A 24,098-nucleotide genomic window follows, 5' to 3' on the forward strand; every position below is an offset into this window, starting at 1 on the left:
GTACGGGTGAGCGGCCCCGGTGACTCAGTCCCAGCGCGGCCCGTCCGCACCCCAGGGCCCCGGCGGCCGAGCCCAGTCGCCGGGCCCGCCCTCGAACGACACCGGCGAGAGGGCGTACCGCAGCCGTCCGAGCCGGCTGTCCCGCTCGGCGACCCACGCCCGCGGTCCCTCGTACGCCGCGCCCTCGTCCTCGCCAGGGGCATGCTCGATCCCGCCCGTCAGCCAGGCCGCCGTACGGGCCAGCGACAGCCGGACGACCCGGCTGTATCCCTGCTCCGCCTGCTCGGTGAGCGCCCTCAGCACGGCCGCCGCCATCAGGTACCCGGTCCCGTGGTCGAGCGCCTGCGCCGGCAGCGCGCCCGGCCGTTCCCGCGTACCCTCGATCGCCGCGATGCCCGTCGCCACCTGCACCAGACTGTCGAACCCCCGTCGCCCGGCCCACGGCCCGTCCGCGCCCCACGCCGAGAGCTGCGCCACGACCGCGCCGGACCGCCGTGAGACCAGCGCGTCCGGTGACAGCCCGAAGCGGTCGAGGGAGCCCGGCCGGTAGCCGGTGACGACGACGTCCGCGGTGGCCAGCAGGTCCTCGAAGGCCCGCCGGTCGGCGGTCCGGCCCAGGTCGAGGGTCGTCGACCGCTTCCCGGATCCGGTGTCGGTGTGCTGGTCGGGGATCTCCGGCATCCCCGGCGGGTCCACGCGCAGCACGTCCGCGCCCAGCAGGGCGAGCGTGCGGGTGGCCACCGGGCCCGCGATGACCCGGGTCAGGTCCAGGACACGCACTCCGGCCGCGGGCAGCAGAGGACCGCCCCCGGCCGGCCCGCCCCCGATCGGCGCGAGCACGCGCGCGTACGCCGTGTCCAGCCGCTCGTGCTCCACCAGCGGCCGGGCCGCCACCGCCCCCGCCTGCCCGTGCGCCGCCCACTGCCCGGCCGTCCGCAGGGCGACCGCCAGGCCCCCCGCCGCGTACACCATCTCCTCGACCTCCAGGGACGCCCGCTCGGCGAGGACGGCCGCGACGTCGGCGACGGGGTCGGGGGAGGCCTCAGGCACTCCCAGCGCGGACAGCAACCGCCGTCGGTGGTGCGGGTAGTTGGCGTGCGTACGCACCCACCCGTCCGCCGTCCGCCAGAACCGCGACAGCGGCGCGAAGCTGACCGGCGCCCGTCCGTCGACCAGCAGATGACGCTCACTCACGAAGGCGGTGCCGACCGCCCCGTCGTCCACCCGCGCCCGCGGCACCTCCGCGAGCCCGGCCCGTCGCGCCCCGAGTTCGGCCGCCGCCAACGCGCACACCCCGACGCACGTCCGCGCCAGTTCCCGCACCGGCAGCCGGGCTTGCAGCACCCCGTCCCGTACGACGGTCGAGACTCTCGGCAGCAGCGCGGGATCGCCGCCCAGGGCCGCCCACGCGTGATTCATGTCTGTCATGACCCGCACTATGCATCGAAGACCGGGGGCGCAGGGCGACAACGGAAACGGCCGGGCGGTGAGGTCACCGCCCGGCCGTACACGTCATGACCGTGCCCGCTCCTCGCGGAGGGTTACTTCTCGACGGCCTTCAGGGCGTTGACGATGCCGGCGCCGTAGAAGCCGTTCAGGTCCAGGGTGCCCTGGCACACCGCGTCCTGCGTGCCGTCACCGTTCTGGTCGTACGACGTCGGGCAGGCGTGCTTGTCCGCCTCGGCCTTCAGCAGCCGCTGCAGCCGGCCGGGGTTCGCTCCCGGGTGCGTGGACTTCAGCAGCGCGGCGACACCGGCGGCGTGCGGGGACGCCATCGAGGTGCCCTGGAGGAAGCCGTACGCGCCGTTCGGCATCGTGGACAGGATGCGGCCGTTCTTCGACGGCGTGTCCGGGATCTGGTAGCGGGCGTCGCCGCCCGGGGCGGCGATGTCGACGACACCGTTGCCGTACGTGGAGTAGTACGACTTCTCGTTCTTTACGCCCGTCGCGCTGACCGTGACGACACCCGGCAGCTGGGTCGGGACGTCGAAGCACTCGCTCGGGTCGATGGTGCGCGGGACCGGAGTGGTGTCGTTGGGGCTGGAGGCGTCCGCGATCGCGTCGGAGGCGAGGTCGTGGTTGGAGTTGCCCGCCGACGCCAGGTTCAGCGTGCCTTCCTTGGTGGCGTACTCCTGGGCCCGGTTGACCGCGTCGACGATGGCCCGCTGGTCCGGGTCGTCCATGCAGTTGTAGAGCCACGGGTCGACGTAGTAGCTGTTGTTCGTGATCTCCACGCCGTGGTCGGCGGCGAACACGAACGCGCAGACGACGCTCTCCGCGTAGAAGAGGCCGCTGACGCGGTCGGTCACGTTGATGCCGGAGACCTTCACGCCCGGCGCGACACCGGCGACGCCGACGCCGTTGCGGGCCGCGGCGATCTCACCGGCGACGTGCGTGCCGTGGTAGTCGTCCGCGGTGTAGGGACGCCAGGCGCCCTCACTGGTGTCCGCGACACCGCCGTTGCAGTTCGCCGACTGGGACTTGGAGAAGTTCGGCGCGAGGTCCGGGTGGGTGTCGTCGACGCCGGTGTCGATCACGGCGACGGTGACGTTCCTGCTCCCGGGGTTGATCGTCGCGGCCTTGTCGGCGCCGATCGCCCGCAGGTCCCACTGGTCGGCCTCGAGGGGCTCGGCGCCGGGCATGTCCGCCGAGGCGGCCTTCACCTTCGCGGCCTCTTCGGCCGTCAGGTAGTCGACGGCACCCACGTCCGTCGTACCGGCCGGCGTCAGCGGCGAGGTACGGGTGGCACCGGCCGACTGCACACCGCGCACGGCGCGGATCTTCGCACCGAAGGCCGGGTCGGTCGAGTGGACCACGATCACGCCGATCTCGTCGTACGTGATCACGATCTTGCCGCCGGCCTCGGCTATCGCCTCCTGGACGGCGGCTATCGTGCGCTTGTTCGTCTTCGTGTTCACGACGTACGAGAGGTTCGGGCCCTCCGCGGTCGCGGCGGTGGACTTCGCGACCGGGGCCGCCGTGGCGACACCCGGCAGGAAACCGAGCGAGGCGGTCAGCGACAGGACGACCGGCACCGCGAGAGCGAGCCGTCGTCTGGAGCGCAGATGAGCCATGGGATCTCCACATCAGCTTCAAAGAAACCGGCCCCGGGCACGCGTGTGCCTGGGCAGGTACATGACGTTGGTGGTGCAGCCCGAAGCTATCCCTGGTCGTCGTCGGCCAGCAACGACTTCACGGGCGGGAGGCCGAAGTAGAGGGGTAACCCTCGAAGTCACCGCACGTCCCGGCCGCTTCCGAATCGGTTTTCGAAAGAAACACACACGGTTGAACCGGTCCCACCGTGCCGCCGTGACGTTGTGCAGGGAGCCCGAGCACGATCGTGCACCCGCCACCGAAGGAACAGAGCCCACCCCCATGTCCGTACCCCATCCGACCCCCGACCCGACGGCGAAGAAGCCACCGTCCGCCGTCGCGACGGCGGCGCAGACGCGAGGAGACTCCGTGGCAACCGACGCACCGCCCCCCTCGAAGACCGAGCATCACCTCCCCTCACCCGAGGAGTTCGCCGCGGTCCATGAGAGCGCCGAGTTCGCCGAACTGCGCCGCTCCTACCGCTCGTTCGCCTTCCCGCTGACCGTGGCGTTCATCGCCTGGTACCTGCTGTACGTCCTGCTCTCCAACTACGCGGGCGACTTCATGGGCACCAAGCTCTTCGGCAACATCAACATCGCCTTCGTCCTCGGCATCGCCCAGTTCGTCACCACGTTCCTCATCGCCTGGTGGTACTCGCGGCACGCCGCCGCGAAGCTCGACCCCAAGGCCGAGGCGATCAAGTCCCGGATGGAGGGCGGCGCATGAGCCCCGCACAGCAGACTTTCCTCGCGGCCAACGAGGCCAGCCAGCACCGGCCGCTCATCATCACCCTGTTCGGGCTGTTCGTCCTGGCGACGCTCGCCATCACCATCTGGGCCGGCCGCCAGACCAAGGACGCCGCCGACTTCTACGCGGGCGGACGGCAGTTCAGCGCCTTCCAGAACGGCCTCGCGGTCTCCGGCGACTACATGTCCGCCGCGTCGTTCCTCGGCATCGCGGGCGCGATCGCCCTCTTCGGCTACGACGGCTTCCTCTACTCCATCGGCTTCCTGGTCGCCTGGCTGGTCGCCCTCCTCCTGGTCGCCGAGCCCCTGCGGAACTCCGGCCGCTACACGATGGGCGACGTCCTCGCCTACCGCATGCGCCAGCGCCCCGTCCGCACCGCCGCCGGTACCTCCACGATCGTCGTGTCGATCTTCTACCTGCTGGCCCAGATGGCGGGCGCGGGCGTCCTCGTCTCGCTGCTCCTCGGCATCACGTCCGACGCCGGCAAGATCCTCATCGTCGCCCTCGTCGGCATCCTGATGATCGTCTACGTCTCCATCGGCGGCATGAAGGGCACCACCTGGGTCCAGATGGTGAAGGCCGTGCTCCTCATCGGCGGCACGATCCTCATTACGTTCCTGGTGCTGCTGAAGTTCAACTTCAACATCTCCGATCTGCTGGGCACCGCCGCCGAGAACAGCGGCAAGGGCGCCGCCTTCCTGGAGCCCGGCCTCCAGTACGGCGCCACCGGCACCTCCAAGCTGGACTTCATCTCCCTCGGCATCGCCCTGGTCCTCGGCACCGCCGGTCTGCCGCACATCCTGATCCGCTTCTACACGGTGCCCAACGCCAAGGCCGCCCGGAAGTCCGTGAACTGGGCGATCGGCATCATCGGCGGCTTCTACCTGATGACCATCGCCCTCGGCTTCGGCGCCGCCGCGATGATCTCCCAGGACGAGATCATCGCCTCCAACCCGTCGGGCAACACGGCGGCCCCGCTGCTCGCCCTGCACCTGGGCGGCGTCGACTCGGCCTGGGGCGCGATCCTGCTCGCCACCATCTCGGCGGTGGCCTTCGCGACGATCCTCGCCGTGGTCGCGGGCCTCACCCTCGCCTCGTCGTCCTCCTTCGCGCACGACATCTACGCCAACGTCATCCGCAAGGGGAAGGCATCCGGCGCCGAGGAGGTCCGCGCGGCCCGCTGGGCGACCGTCTTCATCGGCGTCGTCTCCATCGGCCTCGGCGCCCTCGCCCGCGACCTGAACGTGGCCGGCCTGGTCGCCCTCGCCTTCGCGGTCGCGGCCTCCGCCAACCTGCCGACGATCCTCTACAGCCTCTTCTGGAAGAAGTTCACCACCCAGGGCGCGCTGTGGTCGATCTACGGCGGTCTGATCGTCGCCGTCGGCCTGGTGCTGTTCTCGCCCGTCGTCTCCGGCGACCCGAAGGCGATGTTCCCGGACGTCGACTTCCACTGGTTCCCGCTGAAGAACCCGGGCATCATCTCCATCCCGTTCGGCTTCCTCATGGGCTGGCTGGGCACCGTCCTGTCCAAGGAGGAGCCCGACACCGCCAAGTACGCCGAGCTGGAGGTCCGGTCCCTCACGGGCACCGGCGCACACTGATCCGGCCCACCGCCCCCGGGGCCGTCGTAGATCCCTACGGCGGCCCCGCGCCGTGTCCGGTCGTAGCTACCTACGGCGATTCCGCGCCGCATCTCGTGCGATCGGGCCGGTGGTGTTGTCGGTGGCGTCACGTAGGCTCGCAAGTGTCGGCACAACTGTGATCGCTACGAGGGAGGGGGCCCACGTGCTCATCGACACCTACGGCCGAGTGGCCACCGACCTGAGGGTCTCGCTGACCGACCGGTGCAATCTGCGCTGCACGTACTGCATGCCCGAGGAAGGCCTGCAGTGGCTGGCCAAGCCCGACCTGCTCGACGACGACGAGATCGTCCGCCTCATCGACATAGCCGTCCGCACCCTGGGCGTCACGGAGGTCCGCTTCACCGGCGGCGAGCCGCTGCTGCGCCCCGGCCTGGTCGGCATCGTGGAGCGTGTGGCGGCCCTCGCCCCCCGCCCCCAGATGTCCCTCACCACCAACGGCATCGGCCTCAGGCGCACGGCCACGGCCCTGAAGGCGGCCGGCCTGGACCGGGTGAACGTCTCCCTGGACACCCTGCGCCCGGACGTCTTCAAGACCCTCACCCGCCGGGACCGCCACAAGGACGTCCTGGAGGGCCTGCAGGCCGCCCGCGACGCCGGCCTGACCCCCGTCAAGGTCAACTCGGTCCTGATGCCGGGCCTGAACGACGACGAGGCCCCCGACCTCCTGGCCTGGGCCGTGGAACACGACTACGAGCTGCGCTTCATCGAGCAGATGCCCCTGGACGCCCAGCACGGCTGGAAGCGCGACGGCATGGTGACGGCCGGCGACATCCTCACCTCCCTGCGTACCCGCTTCGACCTCACCCCGGAGGGCTCCGAGATCCGCGGCTCGGCCCCGGCGGAACGCTGGCTGGTCGACGGCGGCCCCCACCGCGTCGGCGTCATCGCCTCCGTCACCCGCCCGTTCTGCTCGGCCTGCGACCGCACCCGCCTCACCGCCGACGGCCAGGTCCGCACCTGCCTGTTCGCCCGTGAGGAGACCGACCTCCGCGCCGCGCTGCGCTCCGGCGCGCCCGACGAGGAGATCGCCCGGATCTGGCGCCTGGCGATGTGGGGCAAGAAGGCGGGCGCGGGCCTGGACGACCCGTCGTTCGTGCAGCCGGACCGGCCGATGTCGGCGATCGGCGGCTGACGGGGAGGCCGCGCGCTCTACGGCGCCGGGGCCTCCCACTCGTCCAGCTTCACGACGTCCTTCAGGAACCCCCGCACACCCAGGAACTGCGAGAGATGCTCCCGGTGCTCGTCGCACGCGAGCCAGGTCTTGCGACGCTCGGGCGTGTGCAGCTTCGGGTTGTTCCAGGCCAGCACCCAGACCGCGTCGGCCCGGCAGCCCTTGGCCGAACAGATGGGGGAGGACGGGTCGGAACCGGGGACGTCGAGGATGTTCACAGGTCGACCCTAGCCGCACAAAAGGCGACGCCGAGCAGCCACGGGGGGAGCTGCCCGGCGTCGGTCTGTCGCTCCGACGGGGGATGCGGAGCGCGTACGAAGTATGTCACGGGTGTGCCTCTGCCCGGCACAGGAACTTCATGATTGATCTGAGCATTTCTTGAGCTTGGCGGGTGGCCGGATTCCGCTTCTTGCGGACCCCCGACGCTCAGAACCGCTCGCGCGACTCACCGCGAACGCCGCCCGCGGGATCGGCCGCGACGTCCTCCGGGACGGATTCCGCGAAGCGCCGCCCGGCCCCGGAACCGGCCGAGGACGCGGCGTCCGTCCCCTGCGGCGGCGTGATCATCGGACGCGTCGGTGCGTGGACGAAGGTGGACGGCAGCGAGGGCGCGTTCTCCCGCCCGGCGTTGGCGATCACCACGGCCACGTACGGCAGCACCCCGCCGAGCACCAGTGCCACGACCGCGACGTGCCGTTCGACGTTCCAGAGCACCGCGGCGGCGATCACCGCGAGGGTACGGACGGACATCGAGATGATGTAGCGACGCTGCCGGGCGCGGACGTCGTCGGTGAGACCCTGCCGGGCGCCCGTGATCCGGAAGACCTCGACGCTTCCCTGCTTCCGCATCACGCTCCACCACCCGCCTGTATCGGACGCTCCCCGGCCCGTGCCCGCCCGCGCCGCCACACGGAACGCGGTCCGGACACGTTCCACGGTACGCCGCGCCTGCGACGTCTACGAGACCGGGGCACCCTGGGCCGGGAGTGGAGGAAATGCGCCGCGGCGCGTACGGCCGTGCCCGACATGCGGCGTATCGCGGGCGGGCCGACACTGGGCGTACTGCTCACGTCGAGCCGTACGAGGAGGCAGCCATGGGCTGGTTGTGGGCGATCATCGTGGGATTCATCCTGGGCCTGCTGGCCAAGGCCATCCTGCCGGGCAAGCAGCACAGCCCGCTCTGGCTGACGACGATCTTCGGCATGCTGGGGGCCGTCATCGGCAACGCGATCGCACGCGGCTTCGGGGTCGAGGAGACCGCCGGGATCGACTGGAGCCGCCACATCTTCCAACTGGTCGCCGCGATCGTCATCGTGGCGTTCGGCGACATGGCCTACATGGCGACCCTGGGCAAGCGGAAGCAGCGGACGACCTGAGCCCCAGGGGCCGCAAGGGGCGCGAGGAACCCGCGAGCGACCACGACCGCGCGGCACTCGCCCGACACCCCACGCCCCTACGGCGCCTAGGCCCCGGTCACCTCGACCGCGGCCAGGTTCTTCTTGCCGCGGCGCAACACCAGCCACCGCCCGTGAAGGAGATCCTCGGACGCCGGCACGGCGTCCTCGGCGGTGACCTTCACGTTGTTCACGTAGGCCCCGCCCTCCTTCACGGTCCGCCGCCCCGCGGACTTGCTCGGCACCAGACCGACCTCCGCGAGGAGATCCACGACCGGCGCCAGCTCGGGCACCTTCGCGTGCGGCAGCTCGGACAGCGCCGCGGCCAGCGTCTTCTCGCTCAGCTCCGCCAGCTCCCCCTGACCGAAGAGGGCACGGGACGCGGCGATCACGGCGGCCGTCTGCTCCGCCCCGTGCACCAGCGTCGTCAGCTCCTCGGCCAGCGCCCGCTGCGCGGCCCGCGCCTGCGGCCGCTCCTGCGTCTGACGCTCCAGCTCCTCCAGCTCCGCACGGGACTTGAAGGACAGGATGCGCATGTACCCGCTGATGTCCCGGTCGTCCACGTTCAGCCAGAACTGGTAGAACGCGTACGGCGTCGTCATCTCCGGGTCGAGCCAGACGGCGCCGCCCTCGGTCTTGCCGAACTTGGTGCCGTCCGCCTTGGTCATCAGCGGAGTGGCCAGCGCGTGCGCCTGTACGCCGGGCTCCAGCCGGTGGATCAGGTCCAGACCGGCCGTGAGGTTGCCCCACTGGTCGCTGCCGCCCTGCTGGAGGGTGCAGCCGTACCTGCGGTAGAGCTGCAGGAAGTCCATGCCCTGGAGGATCTGGTAGCTGAACTCGGTGTAGCTGATGCCCTGGTCGGACTGCAGCCGACGGGCCACGGAGTCCTTCGCCAGCATCTTGTTGACGCGGAAGTGCTTGCCGATGTCCCGCAGGAACTCGATGGCGGACAGGCCCTCGGTCCAGTCGAGGTTGTTGACCATGACGGCCGCGTTCTCACCCTCGAAGGAGAGGAACGGCTCGATCTGGGCACGCAGCCTGCCGACCCAGCCCGCGACCGTCTCCGGGTCGTTCAGCGTGCGCTCCGCCGTCGGGCGGGGGTCGCCGATCAGGCCCGTCGCCCCGCCGACCAGCGCCAGCGGCCGGTGCCCGGCCTGCTGGAGCCGGCGCATGGTGAGCACCTGCACCAGGTGTCCGACGTGCAGGGACGGCGCGGTCGGGTCGTAACCGCAATAGAACGTGACGGGACCGTCCGCGAGCGCCTTGCGCAAAGCGTCCTCGTCGGTGGACAGGGAGAACAGCCCCCGCCACTTCAGCTCGTCGACGATGTCCGTCACGGTTCTCATGTCTCCTTGATTGAGCTGGTCATCGGGTACGAGGTTATACGCCCTGGCTGACAGAACTCATATTGAAATCCGGCACCCGCAGCGCGGGCATCGCGGCCCTGGTGAAGTAGTCGCTCCACTCGCGCGGCAGCGTCTTCTCCGTGCGCCCGGCCTCGGTGGCCCGGCCGAGCAGGTCCACCGGCGACTCGTTGAACCGGAAGTTGTTGACCTCGCCCGTGACCTCGCCGTTCTCCACGAGGTAGACGCCGTCCCGGGTCAGCCCGGTCAGCAGCAGCGTCGCCGGATCGACCTCACGGATGTACCACAGGCAGGTCAGCAGCAGCCCGCGCCGGGTGCCGGCGACCATCTCCTCCAGGGAGCGGTCCTCGCCGCCGTCCAGGATCAGGTTGCCGATCGTGGGCACCACCGGCAGCCCGGTCAGGCCCGCGCTGTGCCGGGTGGTCGGCAGGTTCGCGATCTCACCCCCGCTGATCCACTCGGTCTCCCGCAGCGGCAGGCCGTTGTCGAACACCGAGCTGTCGCCACCGGAGGAGTGGGCCAGCACGAAGGGCGCGGACTCCAGGCCCGGCTCGTTCGGGTCGCTGCGCAGGGTCAGCGGCAGGTCGGTCAGCCGCTCGCCGATCCGCGTGCCGCCACCGGGCCTGCTGAACACCGTCCGGCCCTCGGCCGCGTCCCGCGCCGACGCCGACCACATCTGGTAGATCAGCAGGTCGGAGACGGCTGTCGGCGGCAGCAGGGTCTCGTACCGGCCGGCCGGCAGCGGCACCCGCCGCTCGGCCCAGCCCAGCCGCAGGGCCAGCTCGGCGTCCAGGGCCGCCGGGTCGACGTCCTTGAAGTCCCGGGTGGAGCGCCCCGCCCAGGCCGAGCGCTTGCGGTCCGGGGACTTGGCGTTCAGCTCCAGCGTCCCGTTCGGCTGGTCGTGGCGCAGGCGCAGCCCCGTGGACGTACCGAGGTAGCTCGACACCAGCTCGTGGTTGGCGAAACCGTACAGCTCCCGGCCGCCCGCACGCGCGCGGGCGAACGACTCCCCGAGTGCCGGCGCGAAGTCGGCGAACACGGCGGAGGAGGTCTCGGCGGGCGCGTCCGTGAAGTCGGGGGAGTGCGCCACGCCCGTGACCAGCGGCTGGGCGTCCTCGGCGGGCCCGGCGCCCCGCGCGGCGGCCTCGGCGGCCCGCACCAGCGGCTCCAGCTCCTCGGCGGTGACGGCGGACCGCGACACCACCCCCGAGGCGGTGCCCTCCTTGCCGTCGACGGTGGCGACCACGGTCACCGACCGGCCCCGGGTGACCCCGTTCGTGGTCAGCGCGTTGCCCGCCCACCGCAGGTTCGCCGTCGAGTACTCGTCGGCGATCACCACACAGCCGTCGGCCCGGGACAGCGCGAGGGCCCGCTCGACGATCTCGTGCGGCTTGTTGGTACGGGCGCTCATCGACCGGCCTCCTGTGTGGTGTTGAGAATGTTGACTCCCTTGAAGAGGGCCGACGGGCAGCCGTGCGACACCGCGGCGACCTGGCCCGGCTGGGCCTTCCCACAGTTGAAGGCACCGCCCAGGACGTAGGTCTGCGGCCCGCCGACGGCCGCCATGGACCCCCAGAAGTCGGTCGTCGTCGCCTGGTACGCGACGTCCCGCAGCTGACCGGTGATCCGGCCGTTCTCGATCCTGAAGAACCGCTGCCCGGTGAACTGGAAGTTGTACCGCTGCATGTCGATGGACCACGACCGGTCCCCGACGACGTAGATCCCCCGGTCGACCCCGCCGATCAGATCCTCGGTGGACATCCCGGCCGGGTCCGGCCGCAGGGACACATTGGCCATGCGCTGCACCGGCACATGTCCGGGGGAGTCGGCGTACGCGCAGCCGTTGGAGCGGCCGAGACCGGTCAACCTGGCGATCCGCCGGTCCAGTTGGTATCCGACGAGGGTGCCGTCCTTCACCAGGTCCCAGCTCTGGCCCGCCACGCCCTCGTCGTCGTACCCGATGGTCGCCAGGCCGTGCTCGGCGGTGCGGTCACCGGTGACGTTCATCAGCTCGGAGCCGTAGCGCAGCTTGCCGAGCCTGTCGAAGGTGGCGAAGGACGTGCCGGCGTACGCGGCCTCGTAGCCGAGCGCGCGGTCCAGCTCGGTGGCGTGACCGATGGACTCGTGGATGGTCAGCCACAGGTTCGAGGGGTCGACCACCAGGTCGTAGACGCCCGACTCGACGCTCGGCGCCCGCATCTTCTCGGTGAGCAGTTCCGGGATCCGCGCCAGCTCGTCGTCCCAGTCCCAGCCGGTGCCCGTCAGGTACTCCCAGCCGCGCCCGACCGGCGGCGCCAGGGTCCGCATCGAGTCGAACTCACCGCTGGACTCGTCGACCGACACGGCCGTCAGCGACGGGTGCAGCCGTACGCGCTGCTGGGTGGTCACCGTCCCGGCGGTGTCGGCGTAGAACTTGTTCTCGTGCACAGTGAGCAGCGAGGCGTCCACATGGTTGATCCCGTCGGCCGCCAGCAGCCGCGTGCTCCACTCGGTGAGCAGCGCGGTCTTCTGCTCGTCGGGGACGGTGAACGGATCGATCCCGTACGCGGAGATCCAGGTCTTCTCCGCGTGCACGGGCTCGTCGGCCAGCTCGACCCGCTCGTCCGACCCGGCGGCCTTGATGACCTGCGCGGACAGCTTGGCCATCGCCACGGCCTGCGAGGCGACCTTGGCGGCGGCGTCCATCGTCAGGTCCACCCCGGACGCGAACCCCCAGGTCCCGCCGTGCACCACCCGCACCGCGTACCCGAGGTCCGTCGTGTCCGACGACCCGGCCGGCTTCGCGTCCCGCAGCCGCCAGGACGCGCTGCGCACCCGCTCGAACCGGAAGTCCGCGTGATCGGCGCCGAGAGCACGCGCGCGGGCGAGCGCGGCGTCGGCCAGTGCCCTCAGCGGTAGTGCCGTGAAGGCTTCGTCGATGGAATGAGGCACCGAAGGTCTCCCTGTTGCCGAGCGGTTGTCGTGACCTGTCGAGTCCGATCATGTCGCGCCCGCAGGCACGTGGACCACATCTTTGCGCCTGCGGACACCGCACATTCTGTAGGGACCCCACAGCGCCGTCCCCGAGCCACTGTCACAGCTCGAATGCCCACCCGGCGGACCGGACCGATAGGTTTTCGGGGAAGGCGCCTACCGTCCAGCCATGCTGGCAGGCGTTCCGACCGCTAAGGAAAGGGTGATCCGTTGAGCCGCTCGGTTCTCGTCACCGGAGGCAACCGGGGCATCGGCCTCGCCATCGCCCGCGCGTTCGCCGACGCCGGCGACAAGGTCGCCATCACGTACCGCTCGGGGGAGCCGCCGGCAGGCTACCTGGCCGTCAAGTGCGACATCACCGACTCCGAGCAGGTGGAGCAGGCCTACAAGGAGATCGAGGCCCAGCACGGCCCCGTGGAGGTCCTGATCGCCAACGCGGGCGTCACCAAGGACCAGCTCCTGATGCGCATGTCCGAGGAGGACTTCACCTCGGTCATCGACACCAACCTCACGGGCACCTTCCGCGTCGTCAAGCGAGCCAACCGCGGCATGCTGCGTGCCAAGAAGGGCCGCGTCGTCCTCATCTCCTCGGTCGTGGGCCTCTACGGCTCGCCCGGGCAGGCCAACTACGCCGCCTCCAAGGCCGCCCTGGTCGGCTTCGCGCGCTCCCTCGCCCGTGAGCTGGGTTCGCGCGACATCACCTTCAACGTCGTCGCCCCCGGCTTCGTCGACACCGACATGACCAAGGCGCTCACCGACGAGCAGCGCGCGGGCATCGTGAAGCAGGTGCCGCTCGGCCGGTACGCGCAGCCCGAGGAGATCGCCGCGACGGTGCGGTTCCTCGCCTCGGACGACGCCTCGTACATCACTGGAGCCGTCATCCCCGTAGACGGCGGACTGGGAATGGGTCACTGATCACCATGAGCGGAATCCTCGAAGGCAAGCGCGTCCTGATCACCGGTGTGCTGATGGAGTCCTCCATCGCCTTCCACACCGCCAAGCTGGCCCAGGAGCAGGGCGCCGAGATCATCCTGACCGCGTTCCCGCGGCCCACGCTGACCGAGCGCATCGCCAGGAAGCTCCCCAAGCCGACCAAGGTCATCGAGCTGGACGTCACCAACGACGAGCACCTCGGGCGGCTGGCCGACATCGTCGGCGAGGAGCTGGGCGGCCTCGACGGCGTCGTCCACTCCATCGGCTTCGCCCCGCAGGACGCCCTCGGCGGCAACTTCCTGAACACGCCGTTCGAGTCCGTCGCCACCGCGATGCACGTCTCGGCGTACTCCCTGAAGTCGCTGACCATGGCCTGCCTGCCGCTGATGCAGAACGGCGGCTCGGTCGTCGGCCTCACCTTCGACGCCAAGTTCGCCTGGCCGCAGTACGACTGGATGGGACCGGCCAAGGCCGCCCTGGAGGCCACCAGCCGTTACGTCGCCCGCGACCTGGGCAAGCAGAACATCCGCTGCAACCTCGTCTCCGCCGGCCCCCTCGCCTCCATGGCCGCCAAGTCCATCCCGGGCTTCGGCGAGCTGGCCGCCGTGTGGGACGACCGTTCGCCGCTGGAGTGGGACCTCAAGGACCCCGAGCCGGCCGGCCGCGGTGTCGTCGCGCTCCTGAGCGACTGGTTCCCGAAGACCACCGGCGAGATCATCCACGTGGACGGCGGGCTGCACGCGATCGGCGCGTAGCACTGCCGACCGGGCTCCACCGGTGCATGAGGGGCGCGCATCCATTCGGGTGCGCGCCCTCGCCGTACTCCTCTTCGCGGGGACGATCACTCGTTCGGCTCATCCGGCGGGGCGCCGGGGCCCTGCGCCGCGCACGCTGGACGTACACCGCTCAGCCGCTCGGCCTGAGGAGGTCCCCTTGTGCGCGTCTTCCGCAGCATCGCCCCAGCGGTCCTCGCCCTCGCCCTGGCCCTCGTCCCCGCGCTGCCGTCCGACGCGAACACGGCCGACGCGCATCCGGCCGACCGGCCCGACCCCTTCGGAGCGGCCTGCCGCAGCACCGTCACCGGCTCCCGGGTGATCGCGCACTGCTACAACCCCTATGTGGCCGTCGACCGCGTCCGGCTGCACATCGAGTGCGCGCGGTGGTGGGACATCGACAGCGACAGTGCCGCGGTCGCGGCGGGACCGGCGCAGACGGTACGGCTCGCCGGGCGCTGCTGGAAGGAAGTCCGCTCGGTGTGGTTCAGCCACCAGCGGGTGGAGGGCTGACCCGGCCCGGGCGGCAGTGGAAGGGGTAGCCGGCCGCCTCCGCCGCCGCGGTGCCGGCGTCGCCCGCGCGGATCGCGTCCACCAGGCGGGCGTGGTCCATGTACGTCTCCGGGGTCAGCTCCTCGCCCACGTCGCCGCGCAGCCAGTCCCGCAACACCTCGCCCAGGTCCGCGTAGACCGCCGTGACGACGTCGTTGTGGGACGCGGCCACGACCGCCATGTGGAAGGTCGCGTCGGCGGTCACGAAGGCCTCCGTGTCGCCCGACGACCATGCCTCCTCACGGCGGGCGAGAAGCGCGTCCAGCTGCTTGAGGTCCTTGTCCGTGCGCCGCTCGGCGGCCAGCTTGGCGGCGTTCGACTCCAGGGCGGAGCGCAGCTCGGCGATGTGGGTCGGGTCGGCGTCCGCGAAGCGGCGGTGCATCACGCCCGCGAGTTCGCTGGTCGCGACGACATAGGTGCCGGAGCCCTGACGGATGTCCAGCAGGCCGTTGTGGGCGAGCGCGCGGACGGCCTCGCGGACCGTGTTCCGGGCGACGCCCAGCTCCTCGACCAGTTCGGGCTCGGTGGGGATGCGGGAGCCGACCGGCCACTCGCCCGAGGTGATCTGGTTCCGCAGGGCGGCGATGACCTGCTCGGACAGCGCCGATCGGCGGGGATGGCTCAGCGGCATGGCACACCTTCGCATGTGCGGGCCGACCGGGAGCGGCCGGGCCCTGGACAACCAATCATCCTATGATTCTATGATGGGTGTCATGGTGAGCGAGGAGACTTCGACGTCGGCGTCGACACGTGGACGGACGATGTCCGTGCGTTCCGTGCGTTCCGTGGGTTCCGTGGGTTCCGTACGTTCTGCGGGTTCCGTTGGTCCCGCGCCCGGAGGGTTCGCGTCCGGACGCCCGGCGCGGGGCACGCGCGCGTGGACGACGCGACTGGTCGTCGTGGGCATCGTCCTCACGGCCCTCAACCTCCGCCCCGCCATCACCAGCCTCGGCGCCCTGCTCGAAGAGGTGCGCGCCGGGCTCGGCATGAGCGGCAGCGTCGCCGGACTGCTCACCTCCGTGCCGCCGCTCTGCTTCGCCGCCTTCGGCGTCATGGCACCCCGTCTCGCCCGCCGGTTCGGCCCGGCCGCCGTCGTCTGCGCCGGCATGGCCGCGATCGCCGGCGGGCTGCTGCTGCGGCCGTACGCCGGCGGTACGGCCGGATTCGTGGCCGCGAGCGCCCTCGCCCTGATGGGCATCGCCGTCAGCAACGTCCTGATGCCGGTCATCGTCAAGCGCTGGTTCCCGGACCGGGTCGGCTCCATGACGGGCCTCTACTCCATGGCCCTCGCCCTCGGCACCGCGTCCGCCGCGGCCGTCACCGTGCCCATGACGGCGGCCCTGGGCGGGAGTTGGCAGACCGGGCTCGCGGTGTGGGCGGGCCTCGCGGCGGCGGCCGTGCTGCCCTGGCTGCCCTTCGTCCGGGACCGCGCCCCGCGCTCGGCCGGGCCGGCTCCCGCGCGTGAGGAGGAGCCCGCCCCGAGGATCACCCGGAGCCGTACGGCCTGGGCGCTCGCCGTGTTCTTCGGGCTCCAGGCGACCGCCGCCTACATCACGATGGGGTGGATGGCCCAGATCTTCCGGGACGCGGGGCTCCCGGCCGGCCGGGCGGGGCTGCTGCTGGCGGTCACGATGGTGATGGGCGTACCGCTGGCCTTCGTGATCCCCCGGCTCGCCACCCGGCTGCCCCGCCAGGGCCCCATCGTGATCGTCCTGGGCGTCTGCGGGCTCCTCGGATACGGCGGGCTCTACGCCGCCCCGGCCGAGGGCGCCTGGGCCTGGGCGGTGCTGATCGGCATCGCCAACTGCTCCTTCCCGCTGGCGCTCACCATGGTCGGCATGCGGGCCAGGACCGGAGCGGGCGTGGCCAGGCTGTCCGCCTTCGCGCAGAGCACGGGGTACCTGATCTCGATCCCCGGCCCACTCCTCGTGGGCGTCCTCTACCAGCACAGCGGCGGCTGGGGCCTGCCCCTCGGCCTCATGGCCGCCCTCATGCTGCCGCAGATGGCGGTGGGCGTCCTGGCGGGCCGGGACCGGGTCGTCGAGGACGAGGCGGCCCGCTGACCCGGCCCCCGGGCCGGCCCCGGCAGGGGCCCCGGCGACTCCGGCAGGGGGTGGGGGTGCGAGACTGGCAGCATGCCAGTGCTCGACCCGAACCCCCAGAACGGCCAGAAGAAGATGCTCCTGGTCTTCGGCTCGTTCCTCGCCATCTTCGTCGTCATCGGGATCATCGCGGCCATCGCGTCACCGTGACCCCGCCGGGGGGTGGGGAAAACCCCCCGTCCCCTAGGGGGTCGGTCTCAGGGTGAAGTGGGTGGATCACCGGATGGGCCGGGGCGCCCGCAGTCCGTAAGTTCGAGATGTGGCCGCAGGGGACCCGCGAGGGCCCACGGAGGACCGGGCCACGAGGACTCTCGGACCACGGAGGCGGCATGTCGGCCCGTACACACACCCGGCCCCACCCGGCGGCACCCGCGGCCGGTGCCGGCATCCGGCTGCCCTGGTGGGCGGTCGCCCTGCCGGCGCTCGGCTTCGTCACCCTCCTGCTGCTGATCCTCGACCCCGCTCAGGCCCAGGCGGCCGGCGGAGATCCCGCGATCTCCCGCCTGCTGGAGCTCATACGGCAGGCGCTGGCGGGCCACGCGCAGTGACGAGTGACCAGCCCATCGGAAGCACATGTACGGGTGCCGGGTACCCGCACTTCAACTCCCAGCGCCCCATGGCCTGTTTCGTGCGAAGCTGGGACTCATGAGCGTCGCAGAACCCCGCAGGATCATCCTCTTCCGGCATGCGAAGGCCGACTGGCCGCAGGTCTCCGACCACGAGCGGCCGCTCGCCGACCGGGGCCGCATGGACGCCGCCGTCGCCGGGCGCAAGCTGGCCGACTCCGGTATCCCTCTCGACCTTGCCCTCTGCTCCACCGCCGTCAGGACCCGCGAGACCTGGAAGCTGGCCGTCCACGAACTGCCCGAGCGGCCGAAAACGGTCTATGAGGAGCGGATCTACGAGGCCTCGCCCGGCGAGCTGATCGCCCTGCTCAACGAGAGCCCGGACGACATGCGCAACATCGTCCTGATCGGTCACAACCCCGGGATCCAAGGCCTCGCCGACATACTCGCGGGCAGCTCCGAGGGCGACACCCGCGCGCGCATGAACCGTCACGGGTTCCCGGCCGCCGCTTTCGCCGTGCTCTCCTTCGAGGGCGTCTGGAAGAGCCTGGAGCCGGGCGCCACCACGCTGGCCGACTACTGGGCGCCGACGGAATAACCCCGCCCGCGCGACCCCACCGGCACCCGGTACGGCCGAGGCCCGGCACCGCTTCGGTGCCGGGCCTTCGCCGTGCGTACGCCCCCGCTACTCGCTGTGCGTGTCCGCCGCCTCGACCTCTTCGCGGGTCACCCCGAGCAGGTACAGCACGGTGTCGAGGAAGGGGAAGTTCACCGCGGTGTGCGCGGCCTGGCGGACGACCGGCTTGGCGTTGAAGGCGACGCCCAGACCGGCCGCGTTCAGCATGTCGAGGTCGTTGGCGCCGTCGCCGATCGCCACGGTCTGGGACAGCGGCACCCCCGCCTCGGCGGCGAACCGGCGCAGCAGCCGGGCCTTGCCCGCGCGGTCCACGATCTCGCCGACCACCCTGCCGGTGAGCTTGCCGTCGACGATCTCCAGCGTGTTGGCCTGCGCGAAGTCGAGCCCCAGCCGCTCCTTGAGGTCGTCCGTGACCTGCGTGAACCCGCCCGAGACGACACCGACTTGGAAGCCCAGCCGCTTCAGCGTGCGGATCAGCGTGCGCGCCCCCGGCGTGAGCCGTACCTCGCTGCGCACCTTCTCCACCACCGAGGCGTCGAGCCCCTCCAGCAGCGCCACACGCGCGTGCAGCGACTGCTCGAAGTCCAGCTCGCCCCGCATCGCGGCCTCGGTCACCTCGGCGACCTCCTTCTCGCACCCGGCGTGCGCGGCGAAGAGCTCGATCACCTCGTCCTGGATGAGGGTGGAGTCCACGTCCATGACCACCAGCCGCTGCGCCCGCCGGTGCAGGCCCGCCGCGACCACGGCGACGTCCACGCCGAGGGCCACCGACTCGGTGACCAGCGCGGTCCGCAGGGTCTCGGGTTCCGTACCGGAGACCGCGAACTCGACGGCGGTCACCGGGTACTTGGCGAGCCGGAAGATACGGTCGATGTTGCCGCCGGTCGCCGTGATCCGGGCGGCGATGCGGGCGGTGGACTCGGCGGTCAGCGGATGGCCCAGCACGGTCACGTGGGAGCGGCCGAGGCCGCGCGGCCGGTTGTCGCCCTTGCCGGAGATGATCTCCGCCTGCATCTTCATCGACTCCGCCCAGCTGTGGACGGTCGCCCGCAGGTCGCCCTCCTGCCCGGCGGGCGGCTCGGTCACGAGCGCGCACAGCACGATCCGGCCACGGGTGACGACCTGCTCGATGTCGACGACGTCGACGGAGTACGCGGCGAGGGTGTCGAACAGTCCGGCGGTGATGCCCGGCCGGTCCTTGCCGAAGATCTTGACGAGGAGAGTGGGGACGTCAGAGGAGGTCTGCGAAGCGCTCATGATGTGCCAACCGTATCCGGCCCCCCGCGCCTTCGCCCCTGAGGTCCGCCCAGCGGACGGAGAACACTGGGTTACCGGTGGCTGAAGCGCACCCGGACCGTGTACGACGCCCCGGAGAGCCCCCTTGGATCACCCCTGTCCACCCCCGTCCCCGGTGGCTCACCGCCCCCGGGGCCCGCGCGGAGGCGGCGGTGGTGGCGGTGGTGGCGGCCCCGCCTCCGGTGGCGGCGGCGGAGCCGGCCAGACGCTCGACCCTGACCCCGGCCCCGGCCCCGGCCCCGGCCCCGACCCTGACCCCGGCCCCGACCCCGGCCCCGACCCTGACCCCGGCCCCGGCCCCGGCCCCGATCCCGACCCGGACCCGGGCTGCTGCCCCGGCCGTCGCGGCGGAGGCGTGAACCGCCGCACGACCGTCGGCGCCCCGTACACATCCGGCGGCGCCCCCCGGGGCTCCCGTGAGTCCGGGGCCCCCGGCGACTGCGCCCTGCGCAGCTCGTCCGGCAGCCGCAGATACGGATTGGTGTCCGGGTTCGGCGGCCGGTACGGCATGCCCGGCGTGTACGGTCCCGAGGAGGAATCCGCGGCCGTGGTCCCGTGGGCCCCGGCGGGCGCCGGCCGGAGGCCGTCCGCGTCCCCCCGTGCCCACGGCGAGGCCCGCAACCCGGCGGCCCGCGTCCCGCACGCCAGCAGCGCCCCGACGGCCCCCGCACCCGCCCCCCACAGCGCGCCCAGCAGCAGAGCCGTCACCGCCCGCCCGCGCAGCTCGATGCCCGCGTCGAACGCGTCGATGCCGAACAGACCGAGCGAGGCGTCCACCGACACCTCCGTCAGCCGTACCAGCAGCGGCAGCGCCACCGCCGTCGCGAGGCCCAGCCGAAGAGCGCAGCGCCCCACGAAACCGAGCGTGCCCGCGCCCCGTGCATCCGCACCGGGTCCGCCCCCGGCAGCGGCGGCAGTGGACCGCCGTACGAAAGGCGTACGTACGGCGGTCAGGACCCCCGCGTACACCATCATCAGCGCGGCAGCGAGGCCCAACAGCCAGACCCTGTCGTCCAGTTCGGCGAGGCGGCCGAGCGTGACGGGTTCGCTCGTGTCGATGCTCAGCAGGTCGTCGAGCGGGTCGGGCAGGAGGTCGGCCAGCGCGCCGGTGGCCCTGCCGTCCCAGGGGACGAGGAGGCCGAGGGGGACACCGAGCCAGACGCCGTTGGGCGCGCCGAGGAGGGCCGCGCCGGCGATCCGCCGGGGGTGGGGGTCGCCGATCGCCGCGTACGCCGCCGCCGCGAGCCCGGCCAGGACCGCCACCAGCAGCACGGAGACCACGGCGGACACGGCGGGCCGTACGACGCGGTGCAGGGCGTCCAGGGCGGACGGCAGGGGGGTGCGGCGCGAGGCCAGCAGGGCGATGAGCAGCACGCCCAGGCACCAGGTCAGGCCGCCGAGCAGGGTCGGCACGGTGTCGACGGTGAAGCCGACCTTGGCCTGCGCGTCGGCCAGGTCGCCGAGCCGGTCCGGCAGCAGACCGCCGCCGATGTCCCCGATGGCACCGAGCCCCGGGATCTCCACGTCGTCGAGGGCACCGCCGCCGGGCAGTTGTCCGTCGAGCCCCAGCCGGGTTCCGTCCAGGGTCACGACGGCGTTCCCGGCCCAGGCCAGCCCGCCCATCAGCGCCACGAAGAGGGCGAGCACCGTGCCCACCCGCGCGAGGAGTTCGCCGGGGGAGATCACAAGTCCCGCGCCCCGCAGGGACCGCAGGAAGAACCAGGCCAGCAGGAGCGCTCCCACCAGGCCGACACCCAGTGGCGCGATGTCGATGGCGGTGGTGGCCTGGGCTCCTTCCAGGCCGAAGGCGGACACGTCGCCGGACGGGGTCACCGTCCCACCTGCCCCCAGCGCCACGACCGCCGCGGTCATGGGACCGAGTTCGCCCGCCGTGTCGGCCTCCAGCAGGTGCAGGCCCAGCGCCGCCGTACCCGCCATGCCGATCAACGCCCAACTCACGGCGGCGATCGCGGAGAACAGTACGTCCCCCCACGGCACGCCGCCGCCTCGGCCGAGATTCCGGTCGCTCATGTCGGACCCCCCCGATCCGCATCGCGGCGTTGCGCCGCCGATGTCCCTCTCGCGTGGGATTACCACTCTCCGGCCCGGTTTCAACCCCGTCAACGGGACCGGCCGATACCCCCGTACGCACTCTTCACAAGGCCCGACTTTCGGTCAGGGGGCCGAGCCTGAAATAGTTCCCCCCGATGTTCGACATCCCTAGACTCCCTGTGATGGGGGTAAATCGGGGGACAACTCAGTGGGGCATGGAGTGCCGGAACTCGTACTGGAATTGAACGGACAAACCTGGACGCTCGATCCGTCCAGGGCATACACCCTCGGACGTGATCCGCAGGGAGACATCGTGTTCGACGACGCCAGGGTGTCCTGGCGTCACGCCACGATCAGCTTCAGCGGCCGTGGTTGGGTGATCGAGGACCACGGCAGCACCAACGGCACCTTCGCGCAGGGGCAGCGGATCCACCAGCTGGAGATCGGCCCCGGTTCGGCCGTGCACCTGGGCAACGCGACCGACGGCCCGAGACTCAACCTCTCCGGCAGTGCCGCGTCCGTCGCGCAGCCCCAGCAGCAGCCGTACGCGGCGCAGGGCGCGAACGCCGGATACGCCGGCCAGCAGGCCCCGCAGCAGCAGGCGCCGCAGGCGGGCTGGCAGCAGCCGCAGGCACAGGTCCCGCACCAGCAGGGCCCCGGTGGTGGCGCGGGGGCGCCGCCGGTCTACGGCGACCGCAGCCCGACCACGTTCCACCATCTCTCGCTCGGCCGCGTCATGCGCATCGGCCGTGCCCTGGAGAACGAACTGGTCGTCTCCGACCTGCAGGTCTCGCGCAACCACGCCGAGTTCCACGCGACGCCCGACGGGCGCTTCGAGATCCGCGACCTCGGCTCGCACAACGGCACGTTCGTCAACGGTATGCCGATCGCCAAGGGCGGCACGGCCCTCCTCGGCCCGAACGACATCGTGGGCGTCGGCCACTCGACGTTCCGTATCGTCGGCGACCGCCTGGAAGAGTTCGTCGACACCGGTGACGTCTCCTTCTCCGCGCGCCATCTGACGGTCACCGTCGACGGCGGCAAGCAGATCCTGAAGGACGTCTCCTTCGGTGTCCCGGAGAAGTCGCTCATCGCGGTCATCGGCCCCTCGGGCTCCGGCAAGTCCACCCTGCTGAAGGCGCTCACGGGCTACCGCCCGGCCAACCAGGGTGACGTCCTCTACGACAACCGGAACCTGTACAAGCAGTTCGCCGAGCTGCGGCAGCGCATCGGTCTGGTCCCGCAGGACGACATCCTGCACAAGGAGCTGACCGTCAAGAAGGCCCTCAAGTACGCGGCCAAGCTGCGCTTCCCGGCCGACACCACGGCCGCCGAGCGTGACGCCCGCATCGACGAGGTGCTGCGCGAGCTGAAGCTCGACATCCACAAGGACAAGAAGGTCACCTCGCTCTCCGGCGGCCAGCGCAAGCGCGTCTCGGTCGCCCTGGAGCTGCTGACCAAGCCGTCGCTGATCTTCCTGGACGAGCCGACCTCCGGCCTCGACCCGGGCATGGACCGTGACGTCATGCAGCTGCTGCGCGGCCTCGCCGACGACGGCCGTACGGTCCTGGTGGTCACCCACTCGGTCGCCGAGCTGGCGATCTGCGACAAGCTGCTGGTGATGGCGCCGGGCGGCTCGGTGGCGTACTTCGGTCCGCCCGAGGAGGCCCTGAACTTCTTCGGCTACGAGACCTGGGCCGACGTCTTCTCCGCCTTCGAGAACTACCGCGACTACGACTGGGCGGGCCGCTGGAAGGGCTCGCAGCACTACCAGATGTACGCCGCGGACATCGACGCCGTCGCCCCGCAGTCGGTGCACATGCCGCCCCCGCAGTCGATGCGCCCGCCGAAGCCGCAGGGCTGGCTCTCCCAGCTCGGCACCCTGGTCCGGCGCTACGTCTCCGTCATCGTGTCCGACAAGGGCTTCCTGGCGCTGACGGTGATCCTGCCGGCCGTGCTCGGCGCGGTGAGCCTGCTCATCGACCCGGACAAGGACCTGCTGGTGCGGGGGGTGAACAAGGCGACCGGCCTGCCCATCCCGAACGGCACGGCCACCACGGTGCTGCTCATCCTCGCGGTCGGCGCGTGCTTCGCGGGCGCCGCCAACTCGGTCCGAGAGCTGATCAAGGAACGCGTGATCTACGAGCGGGAGCGGGCCACCGGCCTGTCCCGCTCGGCGTACCTGATGTCCAAGGTGATCGTCCTGGGCGCGGTCACCGTGTTCCAGGGCGCCATGGTCGGCGCGATCGGGTTCTCCAGCCGGACGATCCCGGACGAGGCCCTGATCTTCGGCGAGGGCAAGGTCGCCGTCATGCTCGAACTGTCGATCCCGATCATGGGGCTCGGCTTCACCTCCATGATGTTCGGCCTGGTCATCTCCTCGCTGGTGAAGACCGCCGAGAAGACGATGCCGCTGCTGGTGATGTTCGCGATCGTCCAGGTCGTCTTCACCGGCTGCCTCTTCGCCCTGCACGGCAGCCCGGGTGTCAACGAGTTCTCGTACCTGATGCCGTCGCGCTGGGCGGTCGCCGCCGCCGGAGCCACGCTGGACTTCAACAACATCAGTCCGCCCAAGGAGGCCGGCGACACCGACCCGCTGTGGAACCACACGGTCGGCGCCTACAGCCTCGACATGATCGCTCTGATCGTGCTCGGCGTGATGTGCGGGTTCCTCGTGGCCCGCTTCCTGCGCCGCCACGAGCCGGAGGTCATGCGCAAGTAGCTCCGGGGCCCACGGGCCGGGCACGGACGTACGAGGGGCGGCACCCGCACAGGGTGCCGCCCTTCCACGTTCTCAGAGGT

At 71.4% G+C, this 24,098-nt stretch carries 22 protein-coding genes; 12 read left to right on the forward strand and 10 right to left on the reverse strand.

Features of this window, described 5'->3' with window-relative positions:
- Window positions 1-24: 24 nt before the first annotated feature.
- Window positions 25-1,428, reverse strand: coding sequence for a CoA transferase (locus STRBO_RS0114165; protein ID WP_037627847.1), 1,404 nt, complete (start codon window positions 1,426-1,428; stop codon window positions 25-27).
- Window positions 1,429-1,541: 113 nt separating this feature from the next.
- Window positions 1,542-3,074 carry a S8 family serine peptidase gene (locus STRBO_RS0114170; protein ID WP_005477657.1) on the reverse strand — a complete coding sequence of 511 codons (1,533 nt, stop codon included), beginning with the start codon at window positions 3,072-3,074 and terminating at the stop codon, window positions 1,542-1,544.
- Between the two features lie 388 nt (window positions 3,075-3,462).
- Between STRBO_RS0114170 and STRBO_RS0114175 the strand changes: the two genes are divergently transcribed.
- The 3 genes from STRBO_RS0114175 to moaA all read left to right on the forward strand — a co-directional run bounded on the left by STRBO_RS0114175 (window position 3,463) and on the right by moaA (window position 6,615).
- Window positions 3,463-3,819, forward strand: a complete 357-nt coding sequence (locus STRBO_RS0114175) for a DUF485 domain-containing protein (protein WP_028796642.1) — start codon at window positions 3,463-3,465, stop codon at window positions 3,817-3,819.
- Complete coding sequence (locus STRBO_RS0114180) at window positions 3,816-5,441, forward strand: solute symporter family protein (protein WP_005477652.1); 1,626 nt, start codon at window positions 3,816-3,818, stop codon at window positions 5,439-5,441. Before STRBO_RS0114175 ends, STRBO_RS0114180 begins: the two co-directional genes overlap by 4 nt.
- A 184-nt stretch (window positions 5,442-5,625) precedes the next feature.
- Complete coding sequence (moaA, locus tag STRBO_RS0114185; protein ID WP_005477650.1) at window positions 5,626-6,615, forward strand: GTP 3',8-cyclase MoaA; 990 nt, start codon at window positions 5,626-5,628, stop codon at window positions 6,613-6,615.
- A gap of 17 nt (window positions 6,616-6,632) precedes the next feature.
- Here moaA and STRBO_RS0114190 read toward each other — a convergent pair whose 3' ends face one another.
- Together STRBO_RS0114190 and STRBO_RS0114195 are read right to left on the reverse strand one after the other, a co-directional pair.
- On the reverse strand, window positions 6,633-6,872 hold the full coding sequence (locus STRBO_RS0114190; protein WP_005477648.1) for a hypothetical protein: 240 nt from the start codon (window positions 6,870-6,872) through the stop codon (window positions 6,633-6,635).
- 208 nt (window positions 6,873-7,080) lie between these two features.
- Window positions 7,081-7,503: a DUF3099 domain-containing protein gene (locus STRBO_RS0114195; protein WP_020114348.1), complete on the reverse strand. Its 423-nt coding sequence runs from the start codon at window positions 7,501-7,503 to the stop codon at window positions 7,081-7,083.
- Window positions 7,504-7,748: 245 nt separating this feature from the next.
- Between STRBO_RS0114195 and STRBO_RS0114200 the strand changes: the two genes are divergently transcribed.
- Complete coding sequence (locus STRBO_RS0114200) at window positions 7,749-8,030, forward strand: GlsB/YeaQ/YmgE family stress response membrane protein (RefSeq protein WP_020114349.1); 282 nt, start codon at window positions 7,749-7,751, stop codon at window positions 8,028-8,030.
- Window positions 8,031-8,116: 86 nt separating this feature from the next.
- Here STRBO_RS0114200 and tyrS read toward each other — a convergent pair whose 3' ends face one another.
- From tyrS to STRBO_RS0114215, 3 genes are read right to left on the reverse strand one after another with little or no spacing between them, the layout of a single operon-like run.
- Window positions 8,117-9,385, reverse strand: coding sequence for a tyrosine--tRNA ligase (tyrS, locus tag STRBO_RS0114205; protein ID WP_020114350.1), 1,269 nt, complete (start codon window positions 9,383-9,385; stop codon window positions 8,117-8,119).
- Between the two features lie 43 nt (window positions 9,386-9,428).
- Complete coding sequence (locus STRBO_RS0114210) at window positions 9,429-10,823, reverse strand: metallopeptidase TldD-related protein (RefSeq protein ID WP_005477639.1); 1,395 nt, start codon at window positions 10,821-10,823, stop codon at window positions 9,429-9,431.
- Entirely contained in the window at window positions 10,820-12,343 is a 1,524-nt protein-coding gene (locus tag STRBO_RS0114215) for a TldD/PmbA family protein (RefSeq protein WP_005477637.1), read from the reverse strand. The genes STRBO_RS0114210 and STRBO_RS0114215 overlap by 4 nt, the downstream gene beginning before the upstream one ends.
- Before the next feature lie 252 nt (window positions 12,344-12,595).
- Here STRBO_RS0114215 and fabG point away from each other — a divergent pair, with 252 nt between their 5' ends.
- From fabG to STRBO_RS0114230, 3 genes are all read left to right on the forward strand, one after another.
- Window positions 12,596-13,300 carry a 3-oxoacyl-[acyl-carrier-protein] reductase gene (gene fabG, locus STRBO_RS0114220; protein WP_005477635.1) on the forward strand — a complete coding sequence of 235 codons (705 nt, stop codon included), beginning with the start codon at window positions 12,596-12,598 and terminating at the stop codon, window positions 13,298-13,300.
- A gap of 5 nt (window positions 13,301-13,305) precedes the next feature.
- Window positions 13,306-14,073 (forward strand): enoyl-ACP reductase FabI, encoded by a 768-nt coding sequence (fabI, locus tag STRBO_RS0114225; RefSeq protein ID WP_005477633.1) that lies wholly within the window; start codon window positions 13,306-13,308, stop codon window positions 14,071-14,073.
- Between the two features lie 180 nt (window positions 14,074-14,253).
- A complete protein-coding gene (locus STRBO_RS0114230) occupies window positions 14,254-14,604 on the forward strand; it encodes a hypothetical protein (RefSeq protein WP_005477631.1) in 351 nt (116 codons plus the stop codon).
- On the opposite strand, the gene STRBO_RS0114235 is transcribed toward STRBO_RS0114230, so the two are convergent.
- Window positions 14,579-15,274 carry a FadR/GntR family transcriptional regulator gene (locus tag STRBO_RS0114235; RefSeq protein WP_005477627.1) on the reverse strand — a complete coding sequence of 232 codons (696 nt, stop codon included), beginning with the start codon at window positions 15,272-15,274 and terminating at the stop codon, window positions 14,579-14,581. The genes STRBO_RS0114230 and STRBO_RS0114235 overlap by 26 nt on opposite strands.
- A gap of 70 nt (window positions 15,275-15,344) precedes the next feature.
- Here STRBO_RS0114235 and STRBO_RS0114240 point away from each other — a divergent pair, with 70 nt between their 5' ends.
- The 4 genes from STRBO_RS0114240 (at window position 15,345) to STRBO_RS0114255 (ending at window position 17,909) form a co-directional block, all read left to right on the forward strand.
- On the forward strand, window positions 15,345-16,706 hold the full coding sequence (locus STRBO_RS0114240) for a CynX/NimT family MFS transporter (RefSeq protein ID WP_005477625.1): 1,362 nt from the start codon (window positions 15,345-15,347) through the stop codon (window positions 16,704-16,706).
- Between the two features lie 72 nt (window positions 16,707-16,778).
- Window positions 16,779-16,895, forward strand: a complete 117-nt coding sequence (locus STRBO_RS45400; protein WP_005477623.1) for an SGM_5486 family transporter-associated protein — start codon at window positions 16,779-16,781, stop codon at window positions 16,893-16,895.
- A gap of 179 nt (window positions 16,896-17,074) precedes the next feature.
- On the forward strand, window positions 17,075-17,293 hold the full coding sequence (locus STRBO_RS0114250; RefSeq protein ID WP_005477620.1) for a hypothetical protein: 219 nt from the start codon (window positions 17,075-17,077) through the stop codon (window positions 17,291-17,293).
- 97 nt (window positions 17,294-17,390) lie between these two features.
- Window positions 17,391-17,909, forward strand: a complete 519-nt coding sequence (locus STRBO_RS0114255; protein ID WP_005477618.1) for a SixA phosphatase family protein — start codon at window positions 17,391-17,393, stop codon at window positions 17,907-17,909.
- A gap of 87 nt (window positions 17,910-17,996) precedes the next feature.
- On the opposite strand, the gene serB is transcribed toward STRBO_RS0114255, so the two are convergent.
- Both serB and STRBO_RS0114265 read right to left on the reverse strand, forming a co-directional pair.
- Window positions 17,997-19,205: a phosphoserine phosphatase SerB gene (gene serB, locus STRBO_RS0114260; protein WP_005477616.1), complete on the reverse strand. Its 1,209-nt coding sequence runs from the start codon at window positions 19,203-19,205 to the stop codon at window positions 17,997-17,999.
- Between the two features lie 159 nt (window positions 19,206-19,364).
- Entirely contained in the window at window positions 19,365-21,275 is a 1,911-nt protein-coding gene (locus tag STRBO_RS0114265) for a streptophobe family protein (RefSeq protein WP_005477613.1), read from the reverse strand.
- A gap of 241 nt (window positions 21,276-21,516) precedes the next feature.
- On the opposite strand from STRBO_RS0114265, the gene STRBO_RS0114270 reads away from it, so the two are divergent.
- Window positions 21,517-24,018: an ABC transporter ATP-binding protein/permease gene (locus tag STRBO_RS0114270; RefSeq protein ID WP_005477611.1), complete on the forward strand. Its 2,502-nt coding sequence runs from the start codon at window positions 21,517-21,519 to the stop codon at window positions 24,016-24,018.
- Window positions 24,019-24,098 lie beyond the last annotated feature (80 nt).

Origin of the sequence: Streptomyces bottropensis ATCC 25435 (genome assembly GCF_000383595.1) — a bacterium.
GTDB lineage: Bacteria > Actinomycetota > Actinomycetes > Streptomycetales > Streptomycetaceae > Streptomyces > Streptomyces bottropensis.